This window comes from Paenibacillus sp. FSL H8-0259, assembly GCF_037963255.1.
Taxonomy (GTDB): Bacteria; Bacillota; Bacilli; order Paenibacillales; family Paenibacillaceae; genus Paenibacillus_AQ; species Paenibacillus_AQ phytohabitans.
Genome location: NZ_CP150147.1, coordinates 2593918 through 2615288 on the forward strand (window position 1 = coordinate 2593918; position 21371 = coordinate 2615288).

Below are 21371 nucleotides of genomic sequence, written 5' to 3' on the forward strand. Positions count from 1 at the left end.
TTAGCAATCTCACTGTGACAGTGATTTTTTGGATGATATGAATCAAATAGTATATTTATTCAGTGATAGTAAGACCTCTTTCTGCTTGATGAAAGGGGTCTTTTTGCGGTGCGCCTCTGAAAGAAATCGAAACCGGTGCCTGTCCGCGGAGGTGCATGCTGCCGGATGATGCTAAACGGGGGATTTTCTGCGTATTGCAGAATCGTTATCCTATATGGGATACGGGTTCTAAGGAAGATCAATTTATATGTCTTGACAGCGCATACAAGTCCATGTTAATTTTTAGTGGGGAAACCGGTTTCCCTGAAGTGAGTAAGATGAGGCTGTAGACGGTAGCTTGTTCTTTTTGGCAGAAAGTGTTGTGCATACGCATTTATGAGAGGGAGATGAAGAATGAAACGTAAACATTGGCTTATCCCCGTACTTATCACATCCATGGTTCTTTCGATCACGATGAATTTATTTGTTCTGCCTCCAGTTAAGGCTGAAGCGGCCAGTATCGGTACGGTTACAGAGAATGACACGATTTATCAGATTATGGTTGACCGTTTCAATGACGGAGACTCCTCCAATAATGCCACAGGAGCCGCCATCCGCTATGGAGAGACCTCTGAAGAGGATTTCCGTTATATGAAGGGTGGAGACTGGCAGGGAGTTATCAATAAGCTCCCCTATATTCATAATATGGGCTATACGGCGATCTGGATCTCTCCGGTTGCCGAACCGCAGATGACCAACCGGGAGAATAACGGGACAGGGAAGAACACAGCCTACCACGGCTACAATGTCAAAGATCCCAATGCGGCCAATCCTTATTTCGGTACAAAAGAGAAGCTGAAGGAGCTGGTAGATTCAGCGCATGCGCTCGGAATCAAGGTCATCATCGACGTCGTTCCGAATCATATCGGCGACTATATGCTGGGTACCCAGGCTTATTATGATATACCTGCCTTGCAGCCGGTCGCCCCTTTCAATAATCCGGCCTGGTATCACCATAACGGGGATATCAACTGGTCGCTGGCAGACGGAAGATATGATCAGTGGGCCCAGGATTATTTGGAGAATCACGATCTGGGCGGACTGGATGATATCGACTTCGATGTTCCTGCCGCCAAGCAGGCCATCTTCAGCTCGATTAAAGGCTGGTTTGATTATACAGGTGCAGATGGTGCCCGCGTTGATGCCGCCAAGCTGATGAAGCCGACGGATATCGGGGAGCTGCAGACACTGCTGGGCGTGAACACCTTCGGAGAGAATTTTGACGGCAATGCCGAATTTGTCTCCCGCTGGGTCGGCAGCAGCAAGGAATGGGGGATGCTTGATTTCCCGCTGTTCTTCTCTGTGCTGAATAGCTTTGCTTACGGACAATCCTTCGATTCCAATATTAAGAGTACACTGGCTCTCGATTCCTATTACAACGGCAATGCGAATCATATGGTCACCTTCATTGATAATCATGACCGCAACCGCTTCCTGACAGAGGCCGGAGGCAGTGTAGAGAAGCTGCAGAATGCCTTGTCCTTCATCTTCACTGTGCGCGGAACCCCGGTGGTGTTCCAGGGTACAGAACAGAATAAAGGCAACGGGAACGGCCAGATTATGACTGGCGGTATTGCTGATACGTGGAACCGCTGGTCTATGGTGAAGCGTGATGCAAGCGGCAACGTGGTGGAGAATTATTTCAATGAGAACGCCAGCACCTACAAGCATGTAGCCAAGCTTAATGAAATCCGCAAAAACAACCCGGCTCTGCGCACCGGTACCCAGCGTGAAATGTGGTCTGCCCAGAACCTGTACGCGTTCTCCCGCCGGATTGACAGCGGGACCAATGTGGGACAGGAAGTCATCTCCGCGTTCAGTAATGCTTCGGGCGGATCGCAGACCGTTACGATTCCGCTGCGCGCCGAAAGTACTCTGACTGTGGGAACAGTACTGATTAACCAGTTGAACACCTCAGACACGGTAACCGTACAATCCGGCGGGGCAACCGGGAAGCAAATTACAGTCACACTCAGTGCGAACTCCGCCAAAATCTACTCCAAGACGCAGCCAATAGTTGATACCCAGGCGCCGTCTGTTCCGGCGAATGTAACAGCCACTGTGCAGAATGCCTCCAGTGCGCTTGTGACCTGGACGGCTTCCATCGATAATGTCGGGGTTACAGGTTACGAGATTTACCGCAATGGGGTCAAGATTGGGACCTCGGCAACTACCTCTTACACAGACAACGGCTTATCTGGCAGTACGAACTACTCGTATACGATAAAAGCGTATGACGCCGCCGCCAACCTCTCGGCATTCAGCGCGGCTGCACTGATCGTCACGCCTGCCGGAAATAGTGTGACGATCTATTACAAGCAGGGCTACACCACACCTTACATCCACTACCGCCCGGCTGCGGGAACCTGGACGACATCGCCGGGCGTAGCAATTCCTGCGGCTGAAGTGGCAGGTTACAACAAAATCACGATCAACATCGGTGCGGCGACCCAGCTCGAGGCTTGCTTCAATAACGGCAGCGGCACCTGGGACAGCAACGGCGGCAGCAATTATCTATTCGGTACCGGTACCTGGACGTATATTCCGACAGGAACGATCCAGGCAGGAGGGCCGGCTGTTCCGACCGCATCACCGACTGCGACACCAACGGTGACGCCAACGCCGACCGCAACACCAACACCAACAGCTACACCGACCGCGACACCGACAGTGGCACCTACCGCTACGCCAACAGCCACACCGACCGCGACACCAACGGTTACGCCTACAGCGACTCCGGTGCCAACCGCCACTCCGGTAGGGAATACAGCGACGATCTACTACAAGAATACGGCCTATACCAACTCCTATATCCATTACAAGCTGGATGGGGCAAGCACTTGGACGACCTCGCCGGGCGTGCAGATGCAGGCATCCACATTCAGCGGCTACAAAGCGATTACCATCGAGCTCGGAACCGCGACCGGACTTACTGCAGCGTTCAATAACGGCAGCGGAACCTGGGACAGCAACGGCGGCAGCAATTATCACTTTGGCGCAGGCAGCTCAAGCCTTGTGGGGGGAAGCCTTACCACCGGAGAGCCTCAGGCGGACAGCGTGACATTCCGGGTCACTGTTCCGGCCACCACTCCAGCGAGCGGGCCTGTCTATCTGACCGGGTCGTTCAACAGCTGGAACGCGGCTGACCCCGCATACCTGCTGACCAAGGGCAGTGACGGTGTATACTCCATCACCTTGAACCTCCCGGCAGGAACGGCAGTGACGTATAAGCTGACGCGCGGCAGTTGGGCTACGGTAGAGACCGCATCCGGCGGAGCAGATATTGCGAACCGTGCGCTCACACCGGCGGGCGGCGCACAGACCGTCACGCTGACCGTGCAGCGCTGGAAGGATCAATAGGGAGTGACAGGGGGCAAAGGATGAATTCCGGCGCCCCCGTTCTTTTGAATAAGCTGATGTGGTTGAAAAGAGAGGAGCTGGTTGCTGATGAAGAAATCCAGGTATTGGCGCAAAATCACAGCCCTGCTGCTGGGCATGCTTCTGATTGTTCCGGCAACAGTCACCAATGTCTCGGCAGATATTGCCGCTACGCATGTGTACCATAACCATATGCCGAATTTCTGGGCGTACTATGATTTGAACTCCTATAACGCTGCCCCGGCAGGAAGTCCGATCCGCTATACGTATGATGGTGAAGTCATCCAGTTGAAGCAGAACCCTCCTGCGGAATATACCTATTATTTGCCGAACGGTTCCCCGATGCCGCATGATGATCTGGTCTCCTATTATTCACATCACGCGAAGACAGGAGCCTATCTAACCTGGCCCTGGAGCGTGGCTAACACGCTGCACAGCAATTATCCCCAGGCGCAGATGCATGTTACAATGTCCGGCTCGGTTGTAAATAACGTGAACAGTATTATTCAGCAGGGTAATGTAAGCGGATACAATAATCCGGCTTGGGGTACTCCCTGGAAGAACGCCGTCGATCAGCTCAAAACAACAAACGGCAGCAATATGCTCGATCTGATCCATTTCTCCGGGCATCACTCTATGGGTCCGCTGGTCGGCAACGACTATTTGCTCAAGGATATGATCTATCATGGAGCCACATTGGCTCAGCCTTATTTTCTCGGAAGCAGCTACAAGTCCTCTAAGGGATTTTTCCCGACAGAGCTGGGTTTCTCTGAACGGATAATTCCCGTCCTGCAAAAGCTCGGCATTCAGTGGTCCGTAATCGGCAACAACCATTTCTCCCGTACGCTTAAGGACTATCCGCTGCTGAACAGTCCCGGCACGGATACGATGGTCTCACCGCCCAACCGCAGTGATCTGCAGAATGTCAGCACCGTAGGCTCCTGGGTGAATGAACCGATGTTCAACGAACAGCAGGTTGTCTATAACAAGTATCCTTTTGCCTCTACAGCCCATTGGGTCCGTTATGTGGACCCGGCAACCGGGGCAGAATCCAAAGTGGTCGGCGTTCCGGTTGCACAGGCGCAGTCATGGGAAGAAGGATATCTGGGCCAGGTAAAAGCAGATGTGCTTAAGCCGTATGAGAATCTGGTCGCGCAGAAGCAGATTTTTGTGGTCGCGCATGACGGGGATAATTCTTCGGGCCGGGCAGGTTCCGAGGAGACCTGGCGCAATGCCGGGAATGTGACCTATGCCAGCAGCGGTGTTACCGGTATGGGAATTGACGAGTATCTGCGCAATAATACACCAGCCGCCTCCGATGTAGTCCATGTTCAGGACGGCTCATGGATTGATACCCGGGATTCCTCCTCCGATCCGACCTGGTACCACTGGCATCTGCCGTTCGGCATCTGGAAAGGCCAGTTTGCCAGCTTCAATCAGGTGAACGGCACCTCTTATGCGCCGAAGAAGAATCTGTCCGGTGTCGAAGAAGGCATGACCGTATCCTTCGAGAAGGGGTACCACTATCTGGAGCGTAACTTCGCCCTGCTGCAGGCTTCCCTGAATTATGCCAAGACAGCCGAGCAGATCTGGCTGGATGAGCATCCGAATTACTGGAAGCCGGTCAATCCGATTGACCGCGAGGTGACTTACGAGGGCAATCAGCTCAACCCTTGGATGATCTCTTATCCGGTCAAAGGGAACACCGCAAGCGATTATGCCGGCGGCGCCAATCCGGCTGAATTAGCCTGGTATTTCCTGCTCCCGGCGATGGACTCCGGCTTCGGGTATTACGATGAGAATGTGGATGACAGCGTGAAGCCGGCACTGTCCTTCAATCAATCGCTGTATTTCTCCAAGCCTTATGTTACGCAAAAGCTGGCCAAAGACAAAACCGGCCCCTCCGTATGGTGGCCGCAGCGTTACCCGTACAATCCGGGCAGCGCGAATGTCAGCAAGGCGGAGGGCTGGACGCTGCAGCATTTCAATAATGTGTTCTCCATTTATACCTACGCCTTCGACACCAGCGGTATCAGCGATATCAAGGTGAAGGTCCGGGCACACCGCGACAAGACGGCAGATGCTGCGGACAATACTTTTAAGGTCTATGACCCGGCGGGTCTGGCCGCAGCAGGAATATCCAATATTGACCCTGCCAAGGTTGGTGCCTGGACGGAATACCCGATGACGGTCCGCGACCTCAGCACCGATATCAACGGGGTCGACTGGCAGCCAAGCAGCAAGGCCATCATGCAGAAGGTTCCGGCTACGGACATCGGCAATCTGTATTTCAGTTATATCTCGGATTATCGTGACCAGCTGGTGGACTACTATATTGAAGCCACAGACGCTAAGGGTAATGTAACGAAAAGCGATATCCAGCAGGTCTATGTCGGAGCCGGCAAATACACATTGGCAAACGGAAAATATACCGAGAGCATGCAGGGAACCGTTGAGGGAACGCATCCGTTTATTACCGATGTGCCTGCAGTTCCGGACACGGAAGCCCCGTCTGTGCCGGCTAATCTTCAGGCAGCTGTGGTCAATGCCTCCTCGGCCTTGCTGACATGGAATGCAGCTACCGATAATATCCGTGTGACAGGGTACGAGGTCTACCGCGATGGCATTAAGATCGGTACATCACCGTCTGCTTCTTATACAGACAGCGGCTTGTCCTCCTCTACGACATATGAATACAAGGTCAAAGCGTATGACGCTTCGGGCAATCTGTCCGGACTGAGTGCAGCAGCAGTGGCCACAACTCCGGCGGGGAATAATGTGACGATCTATTACAAGAAGGGCTACACCACACCGTACATTCACTACCGTCCGGCTGCGGGCACCTGGACGACGGCGCCGGGCGTAGCGATTCCTGCGGCTGAAGTGGCAGGCTATAACAAAATCACGATAAATATCGGTGCAGCCACCCAGCTTGAAGCCTGCTTCAATAACGGCAGCGGTACCTGGGACAGCAACGGCGGCAGCAATTATCTGTTCGGCACCGGCACCTGGACCTATACCCCTACCGGGCAAATCCAGGCGGGCGCCCCGGCTGTTCCGACGGCTACGCCGACCGCGACGCCAACGGCTACGCCTACAGCGGCGCCAACGGCTACGCCGACAGTGACGCCGACGGCTACGCCGACAGCGGTGCCAACGGCTACGCCGACAGCGGTGCCAACGGCTACGCCTACAGTGGCACCGACGGCTACGCCGACAGCGGCACCGACGGCTACGCCGACAGCGGTACCGACGGCTACGCCTACAGCGGCGCCAACGGCTACGCCGACCGCGACTCCGGTGCCAACTGCCACGCCGGTGGGCAATACGGCCACGATCTATTACAAGAATTCAGCCTACAGCAATTCGTATATTCATTACAAGCTGGATGGGGCGACGGTCTGGACCACCTCGCCGGGCGTGCAGATGCAGGCATCCGCATTTAGCGGTTACAAGGCGATTACCATCCAGCTCGGAACTGCAACAGGCCTTACTGCAGCTTTTAATAACGGCAGCGGAACCTGGGATAATAACGGCGGCAGCAATTATCACTTTAATGTTGGCAGCTCGAGTCTGACTGGCGGAAGTCTTAGCACCGGAGAGCCGCAGGCAGACAGCGTAACCTTCAGAGTGACCGTTCCGGGTTCTACACCAGCATCCGGGCCAGTCTATCTAACGGGGTCTTTCAACAGCTGGAATGCAGCAGATCCGGCGTACTTGCTGACTAAAGGCAGCGATGGTATATACTCCATCACCGTGAGCCTTCCGGCAGGAACAGCAGTGACGTATAAGCTGACGCGCGGTAGCTGGGCTTCGGTAGAGACAGCATCCGGCGGGGCGGATATTGCGAACAGGTCGCTAACTCCGGCGGGCGGTGCACAGACCGTCACGCTGACCGTTCAGCGCTGGAAGGATCAGTAATGGACGCATTCCGTGCTTACACCAAAAGTTGGTTCATCTATTAGAAGCGGATATGATCTATCCTAACTACACTTTAGTTAACAATCCCACAAGTTGCCAGTAATCGCTGGTGGGATTAGCGCAATAATTCATTTCTCTCTTCACACCTGATTAGTTACCGGCAGAATTGAGACTCTGAAGAAGCTCTGCAGGCATAATTGTTGTACGTTTTACAACTTTGATCCCTAGATATCTGGATGTGCGGAAGGATTGTTGTACGAAATACAACAATCCTTCCGTTAAACCTCTTGTAAAAGAGAAAATGCTGCATTTGGTACAACAATTTTGAATTTGGGCCAATATAATGAAGAAAATGTTGTATTTTATGCAGGATTTTATAAAAACCTTTCTGGTCTGAGCTACAATAAGCGGTTGCATCGGTATTTGTTGCTGATTAATAACAGTTAAAGGAAGAATATTGATCTATAGACTATAATGTGTGTTAAAAGAATCGCTCCTTTTAAATGGTGTGTGGTCCAGCCATTTAAAAGGGGCGATTTCTTGTCTTCTATTATTTTATGGGGGGATTAAGGATTGGAGGGTTGATGGTTGATGGTTGATGGTTGATGGTTGAGGGTTGAGGGTTGGAGGGTTGGAGGGTTGGAGGGTTGGAGGGTTGGAGGGTTGAGGGTTGAGGGTTGAGGGTTGAGGGTTGAGGGTTGAGGGTTGAGGGTTGAGGTGTTGAGGTGTTGAGGTGTTGAGGTGTTGAGGTGTTGAGGTGTTGAGGTGTTGAGGTGTTGAGGCTGAAGCATTCAAGGGTCTACAGGTTTGCCGTAACTTCCCCCTCTTAAACAGCGGAGCGGACGGACTGATTGTGGAGAAGCGATAGCGTTCGCCTTTGTTCACGGATTTTCACCGCTAAGGAGAATAAATAAAATCCGGGAACAACAGCGATCGGAACAACGGTCCGTTTGCGGAGCGTCCACAGCGAGTTCTAACGTTGCTCCTACTCCGATCGGAACAACGGTCCGTTTGCGGAGCGTCCATCCAAGTGCTAAAGCAGCTTTTACTCCAAGACTATAATATCTGTTCATGCAACCCATTTTACACTCCGTTGATAATCGCTGCCGGATCTGGTATTTTGACGAAAATGGAGGTAGGATGTTCACAAGGACACAATGATAAGGAAGAGGACTACTACTGATGAAACCGTTCCGCGTTCGGCTTACATTCATACTCATGGCCCTGATCGGGATATCCATGACCGGGGCTGGCATTACTATGGCCCAGCTGTTTAAGGACTCACATATTTCCGTACTGGAAGAAAACATGTCCCGGGAAATAAATCTGCTCTCCGGCACGTTTACGTTCAAGGATATGCACAGTCCGGACGCCATGGATTACTATACAGACCAGGCCCGGACGATATCCACACTGACAGGATCGCGCATCACCTTCATTACGAAGGAAGGCCGGGTGATTGGCGATTCGGAGCGCAATCCGCTGGAAATGGACAACCACTCTACCCGGGAAGAGGAGCTGCTCGCCGCGAAAGAAGGGATTGGCCGGGCAATCCGCTACAGTGATACGCTGGACCGCGAAATGCTCTATGTAGCTGGTGCGGTAGTCTCTGACCAGGGCTTCGACGGATATATCCGGCTCTCCATGGGACTGGATGCAGTGACGGAAGGACTGAACCGGGCGTGGATGATTATGGCTGGGGGACTCGTGCTGCTGTTTATTGCGGCCACTTTTGTGAGCTATAAGGTAGCCTCCAGCATGACCTCGCCACTTGAGCAGATTACCAGAGTCGCGCGGCGTATCACCGATCTGGATTACGATGCCCGTGTGCCGATGAAGCGCAAGGACGAGATCGGCCAGCTGGCAACAGCGATCAACGCGATGGCAGACAGTCTGCAGGCCCAATTGAAGACCATCCGCGACAACGAGGATCTGCTGCAAAGCGTACTCGATAATATGACCGGCGGGATCGTGATGATTAACGCCGAAGGGGAGATTGCCCTGCTCAACCGTGCGGCAGAACGGCTCCTTGATGTGAAGAACAGCGAGATGACCGGGCATTCCTACAAAGAAATCAAACATCATTATGAGCTGACCCGGCTGATTGAAGAAGGCGTATCCCGTAATGAACCGGTCCATGAAGAGCGTATTATCTATAATCCGGTGGAGCGGATTGTACGCCTGGACGGAGTGCCGATGATTCAGGACGGCTCCACCCGGGGAATGCTGTTCCTGCTGCAGGAGGTGACGGAAATCCGCCGTCTGGAGAAAATGCGCAGCGAATTCGTCGCGAATGTCTCCCATGAGCTGAAGACACCGGTAGCTGCGGTAAAAGGCTTCGCCGAAACCCTGCTCGGCGGAGGCGTTACGGATGAGAAGACCGCACGTTCGTTCCTGCAGATTATTTATGATGAGAACGAACGGCTCAACCGCCTGATTGGAGATATTCTGGAATTGTCCAAAATCGAATCCAAACGCGTCCAGCTGGACTGCTCGCCGGTTCATTTGATCGAGTTCTTCGATTCTGTGCTGGAAACACTCAGCAAGGTGGCGGAGAAAAAGAAGATCACCTTGAGCTCGGATGTACCTGCGGAGCTGTTTATCGAGGGGGATGAAGACAAGCTGCGCCAGATCTTCATGAATCTGCTCTCGAATGCGATTAACTACACGCAGGACGGGGGAAATGTAAGGGTAACCGTAGCCAACGTTCAAAAGGCAGACGGAACGGAGAGTGTGCGCTTTACCGTGAGCGATACGGGCATGGGGATTCCGCGCAAGGATCTGCCGCGGATCTTCGAGCGCTTCTACCGGGTGGACAAAGCCCGCTCCAGAAGCTCCGGCGGAACCGGCCTGGGCTTGTCCATCGTGAAGCATCTGGTAGAGCTGCACAGAGGATCAATTACAGTAGAGAGCGATCTGGGCATCGGCAGCTCTTTTATCCTGGAACTTCCGCTGCTGCAGGAAGAGAACGAGTAACCTGCAAGCAACGATTCAATTCTGGCAGGACATCCTTCTTTAGCCCGTGGATAGGGCGTATGTCCTGATTTGATTGTATGCTGGCAAAGGGGTAATATTAAATTCGTAATTTTACACCAAGTTAACATTGTGGTGCTATGATGTGCATGTGTGCAGTTTTGTAAATTTAATAACCTATGAAAAGACGGGGGAACCTATGGCACAACGATTGCTTGTCATTGAAGACGAACCGACACTGGCCCGGCTGCTGTCTTATAATTTGACACAGGAAGGCTATGAAGTGACGGTGGAGGATCATGGAACGGCAGGATATGACCGTGCGACTAGAGAACCTTTTGATTTGATCGTACTGGATCTTATGCTGCCCGGCATGAACGGCATTGACATTCTGGATAAATTGCGTGGACAGGGCATACGTACACCGGTCATTGTACTGACGGCCAAGAATGCCGAAGAAGATGTAGTCCGGGGCCTGAAATCGGGGGCCGACGATTACATAACCAAGCCGTTTGGCGTCTCCGAATTACTGGCCCGTGTCAGCGCGGTCCTGCGCCGGATATCCGGTCTTGCCGAGGAAGCCCCACCGGAAACGGCGGTATCTGCTTCGACCATTATCCTGGGACAGCTGGAAATCTACCCGGAACGTTATGAAGTCTCTCTGGGCGGACAGAGCATTAATCTGCGTCCCAAGGAGTTTGAAGTCCTGCTGTATCTGGCCCGGAAGCCGGGTGTGGTTCTGACGCGTGATGATCTGATGAATGCGGTCTGGGGTTTTGATTATATCGGCGGCCAGCGTACTGTAGACGTTCATGTCAGCTCGCTGCGCAAGAAGCTTGAGCTTGATCCTGAATCCGTGCATATTGATTCCATCCGCGGGGTCGGCTATAAGCTGGTCGTGAACAAGAAGAGAACACCAGTCATTTGATATGGCGGTGTTCTTTTTCAGATACACCTGTCCTGCTGAATTTTGATTTTACACAGCGTTAACAATTCTCTGGAGCTCTATTTACACTGAAAGCTTATCATGGGGAACGAAGATGATGAGAAGGAGACAACAGAAACTAATGAAATCCATCATTGACATAGAGAAACTTGATCTCTACTATGAGTCATTTCACGCGCTGAAGAATGTGGATCTGCAAATTCCGGAGAAACAGGTTACCGCTTTTATCGGTCCTTCCGGCTGCGGAAAGTCCACGCTGCTGCGTACCCTAAACCGAATGAACGACATGATTCCCGGAACGCGTATTGAAGGAACAGTAAACATCGGCGGTAAAAATATTTACAGCGACGAGATTGAAGTGGAAAGTCTGCGCAAGCAGGTAGGTATGGTGTTCCAGCAGCCCAATCCTTTTCCCAAGTCGATTTATGACAATGTAGCTTATGGTCCGCGCCTCCATGGGGTGAAGGGCAAAGCCGAGCTTGATGTCATTGTGGAGCAAAGCCTGCGCCAATCCGCACTCTGGGAGGAAGTGAAGGATTTCCTCAAAAAGTCTGCACTCAGCTTGTCCGGTGGCCAGCAGCAGCGTCTCTGCATCGCCAGAGCCCTTGCCGTACAGCCGGATATTCTGCTGATGGACGAGGCCACCTCCGCACTTGATCCGGTGTCCACGCTGAAGATTGAGGAGCTGGTACAGGAGCTGCGGGATAAGTATACGATTGTAATGGTCACGCATAATATGCATCAGGCCGCCCGGGTGTCGGGGCGCACCGTATTTTTCCTGAACGGCGTTATCGTGGAGGCTCAGGATACGGAACTGCTGTTCTCGAATCCCAAAGACTCCCGCACTGAAGATTATATATCCGGACGCTTCGGTTAAACGGCAGAGGAATCCGTTCCCGGAAGGAAATCAGCGGTATAAGCTGAACTTAAGAATGCTTTACGGCGTATTCTTAAGTTCACTCTATATGACCATATGTTTTTGAGGAGGATCGTTTTCAATATGATTCGCAGAAAAGAATTCGATAAAGATCTGGAAGAGCTGCGTAGTCTGCTGGAGCAGATGGGCGAGCATGTTACGGATGCGCTGGAAGGTGCAGTACTTGCTTTGCAGAATCTGGACACCGTACGGGCACAGGAAATTGTTAAGAACGATTTACGGCTGAATGCGATGGAAGACCGGATTATGGAGATCGGCTCACGGCTGATCATCACCCAGCAGCCGGTAGCCAAGGATCTGCGCCGCATCATTGTAGCCTTCAAAATCTCCAGTGACCTCGAACGTATGGGCGATCTGGCACTGGATGTGGCTAAGGTAACGATGCGGATCCAAGGGCAGCAGCTGATTAAACCGCTTGTGGATATTCCGCGGATGGCCGAGATTGTTACGGTAATGATCTCAGAGGCAATTCAGTCCTATCTGGATGAGAATACGGATCTGGCCTACAAAATGGCCCAGGACGACGATCAGGTCGACGGGCTGTACAGTGCAATGATTAATGAACTGTACACTTACATGGTTCAGAAGCCCGAGTCGGTTAATCAAGCTATGCTGCTTACGCTGGTTGGCCGCTATATTGAGCGTATCGCGGATCATGCGACCAACATTGGCGAGAGCGTAGTTTATCTTGTAACGGGCAAACGTCCGGATCTGAATCAATAAAAGCATCAGGCACGACAGCAAGCCTTCATCCCCGGAGGCTTGCCTTTTTTGTTTTAAAGCGCTGTCTGATTGGAAATCCTGCTTAGGATGCCATAAGCTGCAGACCCCGCGTGAATCCGGCGGGCTTCATGAATAGGCTTCACTAAAATCAATCATCCTTATGTTTCAACTTGGTGCGGGGCATATGGTACTATATAAGAAGTAAGCAAGATAAAGGCGAGGTGCTAGAGTGGACAAGCTGATACTGATTGATGGAAATAATATCATTTACCGGGCGTTTTTCGCGATGCCGCCGCTGACGAATACAGCAGGACAGCAGACGAATGCGGTGTACGGTTTCACGACGATGCTTCTGCGTTTGATTGAAGAGCATAAGCCGAGTCATATGATTGTGGCCTTCGACGCCGGGAAGATTACCTTCCGGCATGAAGGGTATGAAGACTATAAAGGCGGACGCCAAAAGACCCCGCCGGAATTGTCCGAACAGTTCCCGCTGCTGAAGGAATTGCTGCAGGGATTAGGGGTGCCGCAGTTTGAGATCGGCGGCTATGAAGCTGACGATATTATCGGCACCATCTCCCGCGAGGCGGATGCCGCAGGGCGGCAGGTAATGATTGTGTCCGGGGATAAGGACATGCTGCAGCTGGCGTCAGAGCATACAACCGTCGCGCTGGTCCGTAAGGGCGTTACGGAAGTAGAGCTGTACGGGCCGCAGCAGATCCGGGACAAATATGATCTTACCCCGGAGCAGATCATCGATCTGAAAGGGCTGATGGGCGATGCCAGTGACAATATTCCCGGTGTGCCGGGAGTAGGGGAGAAGACAGCGCTCAAGCTGCTCCAGCAGTTCGGATCAGTAGAAGGGGTACTGGCCGGAACCGGTGAGCTGAAGGGCAAAATGAAGGAAAAGCTGGAGGAGCATGCTGACAGCGCCATCATGAGCAAGAAGCTGGCGACGATCTACCGCGAAGTTCCGCTGGCGCATGCCTGGGAGGATATGGTCTTCAGCGGTATCAATACGGATACGGCTGGTCCTGCACTCGCTAAGCTCGAATTCAAATCCCTGCTCGAACGCCTGTCACTGAGCGCTTATTCGCATGCGGCCGATGGCAGCAGTTCAGATCCAGCAGCGGTGGAAGCGGCAGCGCTTAATATCACTATAGTGGATGAAGCCGGATTGGCTGACCTGATTGCTGCGCTGCCGGGCATTTCGGCGCTGCATGTGGAATCGAATGGTGAGAATCCGCACCGTGCAGAGGTCATTGGTCTCGGGCTGTCTTCGCCGGATCAGCACTACTTCGTGCCGTTTGCCCTGCTGAAGAGCGCCGCAGCGGCGCCGCTGCGGGACTGGCTCGGCGATGACAAAGCGCCGAAGAGCGGGTATGACCTGCACCGTGCCGATCTGGCGCTGCATTGGCAGGGGATTGCTTTTGCCGGAGCTGCTAATGATGTCCAGCTTGCCGCATATCTGCTCGACCCGACGGAAGCGAACCAGAATCTGAATGACCTCACGAGCAAATACGGACTGCCCCGCTTATCGCCTGATGAAGATGTATTCGGCAAAGGGGCCAAATATAGAATACCGGAGCTTGAGATTCTCGGAAATCACGTAGCCCGCAAGAGCGCAACCGTGCTCGGCATCGTGCAGAAGCAGCAGGAGGAGCTGGAAGAGACCGCGATGACCGGACTGTTTCAGGATCTGGAAATGCCGCTCTCGCGGATTCTTGCCGATATGGAGAAGCAGGGCATTGCGGTTAACAAAGATGACCTCATAGAGCTCGGCAAAGAATTCGAAGCACAAATCTCCCGGCTGGTAGGAGAAATCTATTCGATCTGCGGAACAGAATTCAATCTCAATTCACCGAAGCAGCTGGGGGAAATCCTGTTCGTGAAGCTCGGCCTGCCTGTCGTGAAGAAGACGAAGACCGGGTATTCCACCGATGCCGAGGTACTGGAGAAGCTGGCTCCTTACCATGACGCTGTGCGCCTGATCCTGCAATACCGTTCCATTGCCAAGCTGCAATCCACCTATGTGGAAGGCCTGCTGAAGGAAATCTCGCCGGAGACCGGCAAGGTCCATACTTTCTACCGGCAGACGATTGCCGCAACGGGACGTCTCAGCAGCCAGTTCCCGAACCTGCAGAATATTCCGATCCGGCTGGAAGAAGGCCGCAAGATCCGTAAGGTGTTCGTGCCTTCCGAACCCGGCTGGTCGATTCTGGCGGCGGATTACTCGCAGATTGAGCTGCGGGTGCTGGCACATATCTCCGGCGATGAGCGGATGAAGGAAGCTTTTGTAGAAGACATGGATATTCACACGAAGACCGCTATGGACGTATTCGGCGTTACAGCCGATATGGTGGACAGCAATATGCGCCGTTCTGCCAAGGCGGTTAACTTCGGGATTGTGTATGGCATCAGTGATTATGGCCTGTCACAGAACCTGAACATTCCGCGCAAGGAAGCGGCCCAGTTCATTGAACAGTATTTCGAAGTGTTCAAGGGTGTCCGCCGCTATATGGATGATATCGTGGTCGAGGCACGCAAGCAGGGGTATGTGACCACATTGCTGGAGCGCCGACGCTATCTGCCGGAGATCAATGCGAAGAACTTCAATCTGCGTTCTTTCGCCGAACGTACCGCCATGAATACGCCGATCCAGGGAACGGCTGCCGATATTATCAAGCTGGCAATGGTTCACATGGACAAGGCCCTGTACGAGCGCGGGCTGAAGAGCCGCATGCTGCTGCAGGTGCACGATGAGCTTGTGTTCGAGGTGCCGGAAGATGAACTGGAGCAGATGAAGCAGTTGCTGCCGGAGGTTATGGCCGGAGCGCTGAAGCTGTCCGTTCCCTTGAAGGCAGAGGTAAGTTTTGGCAGTAACTGGTATGAAGCGAAATAGGCTCCCCGCATCCGCTGGATATCCGGTATAATGGAATGGAGGTGAGCCATTATGCCGGAACTGCCGGAAGTCGAAACAGTCAGAAGAACACTTAATGATTTAATTACAGGCAAGCAGATAGAGCATGTCACCGTCCGGCTGCCGCGGATTATTCAGCGGCCGGATGATATTCAGGCTTTTGCCCATATGCTGGCAGGCCATAGCGTAGTAACGGTTGAGCGCAGAGGCAAGTTCCTGCGGTTCGTCTTCGATGGACTTGTGATGGTCTCCCATCTGCGGATGGAAGGCCGTTACGGGGTGTACCGGGAGGGCGAGCCGCTGGACAAGCATACTCATGTGATTTTCCATTTCACCGATGGTACGGAGCTGCGTTATACCGATGTGCGCCAGTTCGGAACGATGCATCTGTTCCAGCCGGGTGAGGATCTGCTGCTGAAGCCGCTGAATAAGCTGGGACAGGAACCGCTGGATGCAGATTTCACCCTGGAGCGTTTCAAACAGATTGTCTCGCGGAGAAGCACCAAAATTAAGCCGCTGCTGCTGAATCAGGAATATATCGTCGGTATCGGCAATATTTATGTGGATGAATCCCTGCACCGTGCCGGTATTCATCCGGAAGAAGCCGCAAACTCTCTCTCGGAGGACCATCTGGCCAGGCTGCATCATGCGATCGTTGCAACCTTGACAGAGGCGGTGAATGCGGGAGGCTCCTCGGTGAAGTCATATGTCAACGGCCAGGGGGAGAGCGGGAATTACCAGGATCAGCACCGCATATACGGACGCAAGGATCAGCCTTGCGCTACCTGCGGAACGTTGATTGAGAAAAGTGTTGTCGGCGGCCGGGGCACGCATTATTGTCCGAACTGCCAGCCTGTACCGGTGCAGATAAGGTAAGCATTCAGCCGGGCTTATGAAGTGGATTTATAAGGAAGTTCTAAGCGGTGTTGTCCATGCTTCATCAAAAGGCAGGCACTCACTGCCCGTCCCGCCCATATAATGTGTGAAGATTGCTGATTAAGGCGAACGGAACCCGGCTGACAAGGCCGCCAGGTTCCGGTTCTTCACGGGAGGGATTGCGGGTGCTGAGCCCATTGTTGTCATTGCTGCTGCTTGCGTTTGCTCTTAGTTTGGACGGATTTGGTGTAGGCATTACATATGGACTGCGTAAAATGAAAATTCCTTTGCTCTCAATTATGATTATCTCGCTCTGTTCGGGGGTAGTCATTTGTGTGTCTATGCAGGTCGGCGTGCTGCTGGCCAAGGTGGTCTCACCGCATGCCGCTTCCAGTATCGGAGCGGTTATTCTCGTCTTGATGGGCTGCTGGTCGCTGTTCCAGATGCTGACACAGAAAGAGAAGGAGCAGGGGGAAGCAGGGCTGGGAGCCGGAGACGGGTTGCCAGACCGGCAAGCCTTGCTGGAGACGGCTGCTGCCGCTGCGATTGAGGCAGAGGCAGAGGTGCTGAAGCCGGCTGTATTCTCACTGGAGCTCCGGCATCTGGGAGTAGTCATTCAGATCCTCCGCACCCCGTCTTCCGCCGATATGGATGCTTCCGGGAGTATTTCCTCCATGGAAGCTATGGTCCTGGGCATTGCGCTCTCGCTGGATGCCTTCGGCGCCGGTCTCGGTGCTGCGCTGCTCGGGTTCAGCCCGGTGTCGACCTCGCTGATGATCGCTGTGTTCAGCGGAACTTTCCTGCTGCTGGGGATGAAGACAGGACTAAGATTGTCAGGCAGCTACTGGATGAAGCATGCGGCTGTTCTGCCGGCGTTATTATTGATTGCAATGGGTATAATGAAGCTATTATGAGGTGAGTACATGATTATGGGCTTAACCGGAGGGATTGCTTCCGGAAAAAGCACCGTGTCCGCACTGTTTGTCGCTAAGGGAGCTGCTCTGGTGGATGCCGACGTCATCGCCAGAGAGGTTATGCTCCCCGGACATCCGGTGCTGGCCGCTGCTGTACAGGCTTTTGGAGAGACGATTCTGCAGCCGGACGGAACACTGGACCGGGCGAGGCTGGGGGAGATGGTTTTCCGGGATCCGGAAGCACTTCAGACCTTGAACAATCTGACACATCCGGCGATCCGCACAGAAATTAAGGACCGTATGTATGCGTTAGATCAGGAAGATCCGCAACGGCTGGTTATTGTGGATATTCCGCTGCTCTATGAATCACAGCTGGACAATTTATTCGATCAGATTATTGTGGTATATGTGCCCCGCAGAGTCCAACTGGCCAGGCTCATGGCGCGGAACGGAATGACGCTGGAACAAGCCGAGAACCGGCTGAAGTCGCAAATGGACATCGAACTGAAGCGCAGGAAAGCCGACTATGTGATCGACAACAGCGGTGATCCCGGAGCTACGGAGCGGCAGGTTGCCGGCCTGTGGGACAGGCTGGGCCTCTCATGATGAAGTGGCTGCGCAAAAAAAGAGTACTGCTGCTGCTGTTTATCGGCTTTACAGCGATCCTGTTCCTGGGTACCAATTGGATGTCGTGGTTTTATCCGATACATTATAAAGATGAGATCCGCAAACACAGCCTTACTTATGAGATGGACCCGTTCCTGGTGGCGTCAATTATCCGCGTTGAGACCAATTTCAAGACCGGACGCGAATCCAAAAAGGGTGCACTCGGACTGATGCAGCTGATGCCGGATACCGCCAAGTGGGCGCTGGAAAAGGCCAAGCTTCCCGATGTGTCTCTTGAGCGGCTAAAAGAAGAGCCATCCTCCAATATCGAACTGGGCACCTGGTATTTGTCTACGCTTTCGCGGCAGTTTGAGGGCAACCGGACAGCGGTTATAGCCGCCTATAATGCCGGACCCGGCAAAGTACAGAGCTGGCTGGATGAAGGCCGGTGGGACGGAACAGAAGCGTCTGTGAAGGATATCCCGTTCGGCGAGACCCGTCATTATGTACAGCGCGTCATTTATTATTATGACCAATACACGGAGCTCTACAGTGAATTCTGAGGCTCTGCTTTAAATATTGCATTTGTGCCGACATAAAAAGAAGCATCAAACGGCCCGGAGGCCGTTCAATACTTCTTTAGGCAAGCTTATGGAGACAGGTTATTTGTATTGACCTGCCAATTGCTGTTCAGCCAGGGTTACAAGACGTTTAGTGATGTAACCACCGATCGAACCGTTTTCGTAAGAAGTTTTATTGCCTTGGTATCCATCTGGGGAGAGGGTGATACCTAGTTCTTGGGCAACTTCGAATTTCAGTTGTTCCAAGGCACCGCGTGAATTTGGAGCTACCAGGTTATTGGAGCTGTTGTTTTGGCTCATTGCTGTTCACCTCCTATCGGTTGGTAACTGTATTATGTGCCGGACTTGCCATATTCATAACAACAAATAAACGGTGATTTCTGGAAATTAACATATCCCCGTGTAGCCTGGGTTTTCAGGAGCGGGGCATACCCATTCTTACTATGAGGAAGTGATGAAGCTTATGAAATGCCCTTACTGTGATCACACCAATACCAAAGTGCTTGACTCCCGTCCAGCCAATGAGAATAAGTCAATCCGCCGCAGGCGCGAATGCGAACTGTGCAGCCGCCGCTTCACCACCTTCGAAATGATTGAAGAGACCCCGCTGATTGTCATCAAAAAAGACGGCAGCCGCGAAGAGTTCAGCCGTGACAAAATCCTCCGTGGCCTCATCCGCGCCTGTGAGAAGCGTCCCGTTTCTGTAGAGCGTCTGGAAGTCATCGTATCCGAGGTTGAGAAAAGCCTGCGCGGCATCGCCCTGGCCGAGATCGAGAGCCGCCAGATCGGCGAGCTGGTCATGGAGCAGCTCTATCCTGTAGATGAGGTAGCTTACGTCCGCTTCGCGTCCGTGTACCGTCAGTTCAAGGACATCAACATGTTTATGAAGGAACTGAAGGGACTGCTCTCTAAGGGGACTGAGGAGCTGGACGGGCTGTAGGAGGCTTTGTGAAGAGGTAATGTGCCATTCCTGGCATAAAGGGGCTAGCCTTGATATTGTGAGGCTGGCCTCTGTGTGAAGCGCCTCTGCATAGAAATTAATTAATTTTATAAAAGTGTTGACACTGATGCTGAATTTCTGTATTATATAGAAGTCGCCTACGAAACATAACAACTTGAAAGCGACTTGAGCGAACCGCTCAAAATGGATTTCAGAATACATAATGTGATTCGAAATCAAGCGTATGGGGAATTAGCTCAGCTGGGAGAGCGCATCGCTGGCAGCGATGAGGTCAGGGGTTCGAGCCCCCTATTCTCCACCATACTACGGACTCTTAGCTCAGTTGGTAGAGCAGTAGACTCTTAATCTATTTGTCCAGGGTTCGAGCCCCTGAGAGTCCATCACAGAAGAAACGGCAGAGATGCCGTTTTTTTGTTGTTTCTTCATACCATATATATAGCTGTAGACGGATATCAAAAATTATCTATTCGTTCTTACAGCATGTTCCTCCGGGGACTTTTCTATAAATCAAGGGAGCATCTCTTCCCAGGCGGGTGATACTACACCTGGAATATCGAATGTTGAAACTAATTTCCCCAAAAAAGATAGTTGGTACATAGTTCCGAAGAACAGCGGCGAACTGGATGTTTCCGTAAATGCTACAAACGTTGAAACGATTCTTTTTTTTGGCGGTCCCAACGGGCACAGAAGCTTGGGGAGAGAGAGAACTTGTCGGTTACGATATAAATGGAGAAGATGGTTGGAATCTAACCTGGAATATATCTGGGATGTCATTAATCATCGAATTGCCATCCAAGCATTAGGGAGCGATGGAAGAACAATCACCGATGAAACGATACAAATTACTAACGAATAGATCACGATTGGATAGCCGATTCATTTTCAAATTGCGATTTGATGAAGAGGGGCTGGGGTGCACCAGCCTTTACTCAAGGATAGTTTCCACGCAGTGTACTCTTCGCGGCTAGTCAATGATTCTTTAAGAAGGGAGTAATTCCATGATCATTGATAATCAGGAATACCTTGTCAAAGGTTTAAACTACACGATCCGTTCAGCAGTTAAGGCAGATGCGAAGTCTCTGTCCGGGGTAAGGCTTCAGCTTGACGGGGAGACCGAGCATATGGACCGGGTGCCGGGAGAAGCTTTTATTGATGAAGCCGGATTTGAAACAATTATTGAGAGGGATACGAACCATCCGCGGAATATATGTCTGGTTGCGGAAGCGGACGGCAGAATCATTGGCTATTCCCGGTGTGAAGGACATGATCTTCAGCGGTTTAAGCACAAGGTGGAATTTGGGGTAGGAGTCTTGAAACAATATTGGGGCTTCGGAGTAGGTAAAAACCTTCTGCAGGCGTCCATTTCCTGGGCTGACGCAAACGGAATAACCAAAATCATTCTAAGCGGCGTTCTGGAAACCAATGAGAAGGCTATCCGCTTGTACCAAAGCCTTGGTTTTGAAGTTGAAGGGATACTGAAGAAGGACCGTATCCTGTCAGACGGCAAATATTACAGTACATATATAATGGCGAGATATACAGATTAGGCCTGAGAGTAGAATGGCTTGATTATCCCCAAGAACGGCAGAGCTGCTG

General features: G+C 52.3%; 14 protein-coding genes and 2 tRNA genes. 15 read left to right on the plus strand and 1 reads right to left on the minus strand.

The window, feature by feature from the left end; all coding sequences use genetic code 11:
- The first annotated feature begins 393 nt into the window (after positions 1 to 393).
- The 11 genes from NSU01_RS10940 to NSU01_RS10990 all read left to right on the plus strand — a co-directional run bounded on the left by NSU01_RS10940 (position 394) and on the right by NSU01_RS10990 (position 18796).
- The gene (locus NSU01_RS10940; RefSeq protein WP_076242754.1) at positions 394 to 3399 is read left to right on the plus strand and encodes a carbohydrate binding domain-containing protein; all 3006 of its coding nucleotides are present in this window, start codon (positions 394 to 396) and stop codon (positions 3397 to 3399) included.
- An 87-nt stretch (positions 3400 to 3486) separates the two neighbouring features.
- On the plus strand, positions 3487 to 7338 hold the full coding sequence (locus tag NSU01_RS10945; RefSeq protein WP_083705162.1) for a carbohydrate binding domain-containing protein: 3852 nt from the start codon (positions 3487 to 3489) through the stop codon (positions 7336 to 7338).
- A 1182-nt stretch (positions 7339 to 8520) separates the two neighbouring features.
- Positions 8521 to 10314: an ATP-binding protein gene (locus tag NSU01_RS10950; protein ID WP_042135439.1), complete on the plus strand. Its 1794-nt coding sequence runs from the start codon at positions 8521 to 8523 to the stop codon at positions 10312 to 10314.
- A 196-nt stretch (positions 10315 to 10510) separates the two neighbouring features.
- Entirely contained in the window at positions 10511 to 11239 is a 729-nt protein-coding gene (locus NSU01_RS10955) for a response regulator transcription factor (protein ID WP_039304977.1), read from the plus strand.
- Between the two features lie 139 nt (positions 11240 to 11378).
- Positions 11379 to 12134, plus strand: a complete 756-nt coding sequence (gene pstB / locus NSU01_RS10960) for a phosphate ABC transporter ATP-binding protein PstB (protein ID WP_039304980.1) — start codon at positions 11379 to 11381, stop codon at positions 12132 to 12134.
- Positions 12135 to 12257: 123 nt separating this feature from the next.
- Positions 12258 to 12917: a phosphate signaling complex protein PhoU gene (phoU, locus tag NSU01_RS10965; RefSeq protein ID WP_042211754.1), complete on the plus strand. Its 660-nt coding sequence runs from the start codon at positions 12258 to 12260 to the stop codon at positions 12915 to 12917.
- Between the two features lie 229 nt (positions 12918 to 13146).
- A complete protein-coding gene (gene polA, locus NSU01_RS10970; RefSeq protein WP_042135442.1) occupies positions 13147 to 15819 on the plus strand; it encodes a DNA polymerase I in 2673 nt (890 codons plus the stop codon).
- A 51-nt stretch (positions 15820 to 15870) separates the two neighbouring features.
- Positions 15871 to 16713 carry a DNA-formamidopyrimidine glycosylase gene (gene mutM, locus NSU01_RS10975; protein WP_076242756.1) on the plus strand — a complete coding sequence of 281 codons (843 nt, stop codon included), beginning with the start codon at positions 15871 to 15873 and terminating at the stop codon, positions 16711 to 16713.
- A 185-nt stretch (positions 16714 to 16898) separates the two neighbouring features.
- Positions 16899 to 17627, plus strand: a complete 729-nt coding sequence (locus tag NSU01_RS10980) for a manganese efflux pump (protein WP_042135446.1) — start codon at positions 16899 to 16901, stop codon at positions 17625 to 17627.
- Between the two features lie 9 nt (positions 17628 to 17636).
- Complete coding sequence (gene coaE / locus NSU01_RS10985; RefSeq protein WP_042135448.1) at positions 17637 to 18233, plus strand: dephospho-CoA kinase; 597 nt, start codon at positions 17637 to 17639, stop codon at positions 18231 to 18233.
- Entirely contained in the window at positions 18233 to 18796 is a 564-nt protein-coding gene (locus NSU01_RS10990; RefSeq protein ID WP_076242860.1) for a lytic transglycosylase domain-containing protein, read from the plus strand. The genes coaE and NSU01_RS10990 overlap by 1 nt, the downstream gene beginning before the upstream one ends.
- 99 nt (positions 18797 to 18895) lie before the next feature.
- On the opposite strand, the gene NSU01_RS10995 is transcribed toward NSU01_RS10990, so the two are convergent.
- Positions 18896 to 19114, minus strand: coding sequence for an alpha/beta-type small acid-soluble spore protein (locus tag NSU01_RS10995; RefSeq protein ID WP_039305013.1), 219 nt, complete (start codon positions 19112 to 19114; stop codon positions 18896 to 18898).
- Positions 19115 to 19277: 163 nt separating this feature from the next.
- On the opposite strand from NSU01_RS10995, the gene nrdR reads away from it, so the two are divergent.
- From nrdR to NSU01_RS11015, 4 genes are all read left to right on the plus strand, one after another.
- Positions 19278 to 19754, plus strand: a complete 477-nt coding sequence (nrdR, locus tag NSU01_RS11000) for a transcriptional regulator NrdR (RefSeq protein ID WP_039305242.1) — start codon at positions 19278 to 19280, stop codon at positions 19752 to 19754.
- A 246-nt stretch (positions 19755 to 20000) separates the two neighbouring features.
- A tRNA-Ala gene (locus NSU01_RS11005) sits at positions 20001 to 20076 on the plus strand.
- A 6-nt stretch (positions 20077 to 20082) separates the two neighbouring features.
- Positions 20083 to 20155: transfer RNA gene (locus tag NSU01_RS11010), tRNA-Lys, on the plus strand.
- Positions 20156 to 20773: 618 nt separating this feature from the next.
- Positions 20774 to 21322 (plus strand): GNAT family N-acetyltransferase, encoded by a 549-nt coding sequence (locus tag NSU01_RS11015; RefSeq protein ID WP_076242757.1) that lies wholly within the window; start codon positions 20774 to 20776, stop codon positions 21320 to 21322.
- The last annotated feature ends 49 nt before the right edge of the window (positions 21323 to 21371 follow it).

Excerpts from the sequence above, each read along its gene's own strand:
- NSU01_RS10940 (WP_076242754.1), top strand. The coding sequence starts at position 394 with ATGAAACGTAAACATTGGCTTATCCCCGTACTTATCACATCCATGGTT.
- NSU01_RS10945 (WP_083705162.1), top strand. The coding sequence starts at position 3,487 with ATGAAGAAATCCAGGTATTGGCGCAAAATCACAGCCCTGCTGCTGGGC.
- NSU01_RS10950 (WP_042135439.1), top strand. The coding sequence starts at position 8,521 with ATGAAACCGTTCCGCGTTCGGCTTACATTCATACTCATGGCCCTGATC.
- NSU01_RS10955 (WP_039304977.1), top strand. The coding sequence starts at position 10,511 with ATGGCACAACGATTGCTTGTCATTGAAGACGAACCGACACTGGCCCGG.
- pstB (WP_039304980.1), top strand. The coding sequence starts at position 11,379 with ATGAAATCCATCATTGACATAGAGAAACTTGATCTCTACTATGAGTCA.
- phoU (WP_042211754.1), top strand. The coding sequence starts at position 12,258 with ATGATTCGCAGAAAAGAATTCGATAAAGATCTGGAAGAGCTGCGTAGT.
- mutM (WP_076242756.1), top strand. The coding sequence starts at position 15,871 with ATGCCGGAACTGCCGGAAGTCGAAACAGTCAGAAGAACACTTAATGAT.
- coaE (WP_042135448.1), top strand. The coding sequence starts at position 17,637 with ATGATTATGGGCTTAACCGGAGGGATTGCTTCCGGAAAAAGCACCGTG.
- NSU01_RS10990 (WP_076242860.1), top strand. The coding sequence starts at position 18,233 with ATGAAGTGGCTGCGCAAAAAAAGAGTACTGCTGCTGCTGTTTATCGGC.
- NSU01_RS10995 (WP_039305013.1), bottom strand. The coding sequence starts at position 19,114 with ATGAGCCAAAACAACAGCTCCAATAACCTGGTAGCTCCAAATTCACGC.
- nrdR (WP_039305242.1), top strand. The coding sequence starts at position 19,278 with ATGAAATGCCCTTACTGTGATCACACCAATACCAAAGTGCTTGACTCC.
- NSU01_RS11015 (WP_076242757.1), top strand. The coding sequence starts at position 20,774 with ATGATCATTGATAATCAGGAATACCTTGTCAAAGGTTTAAACTACACG.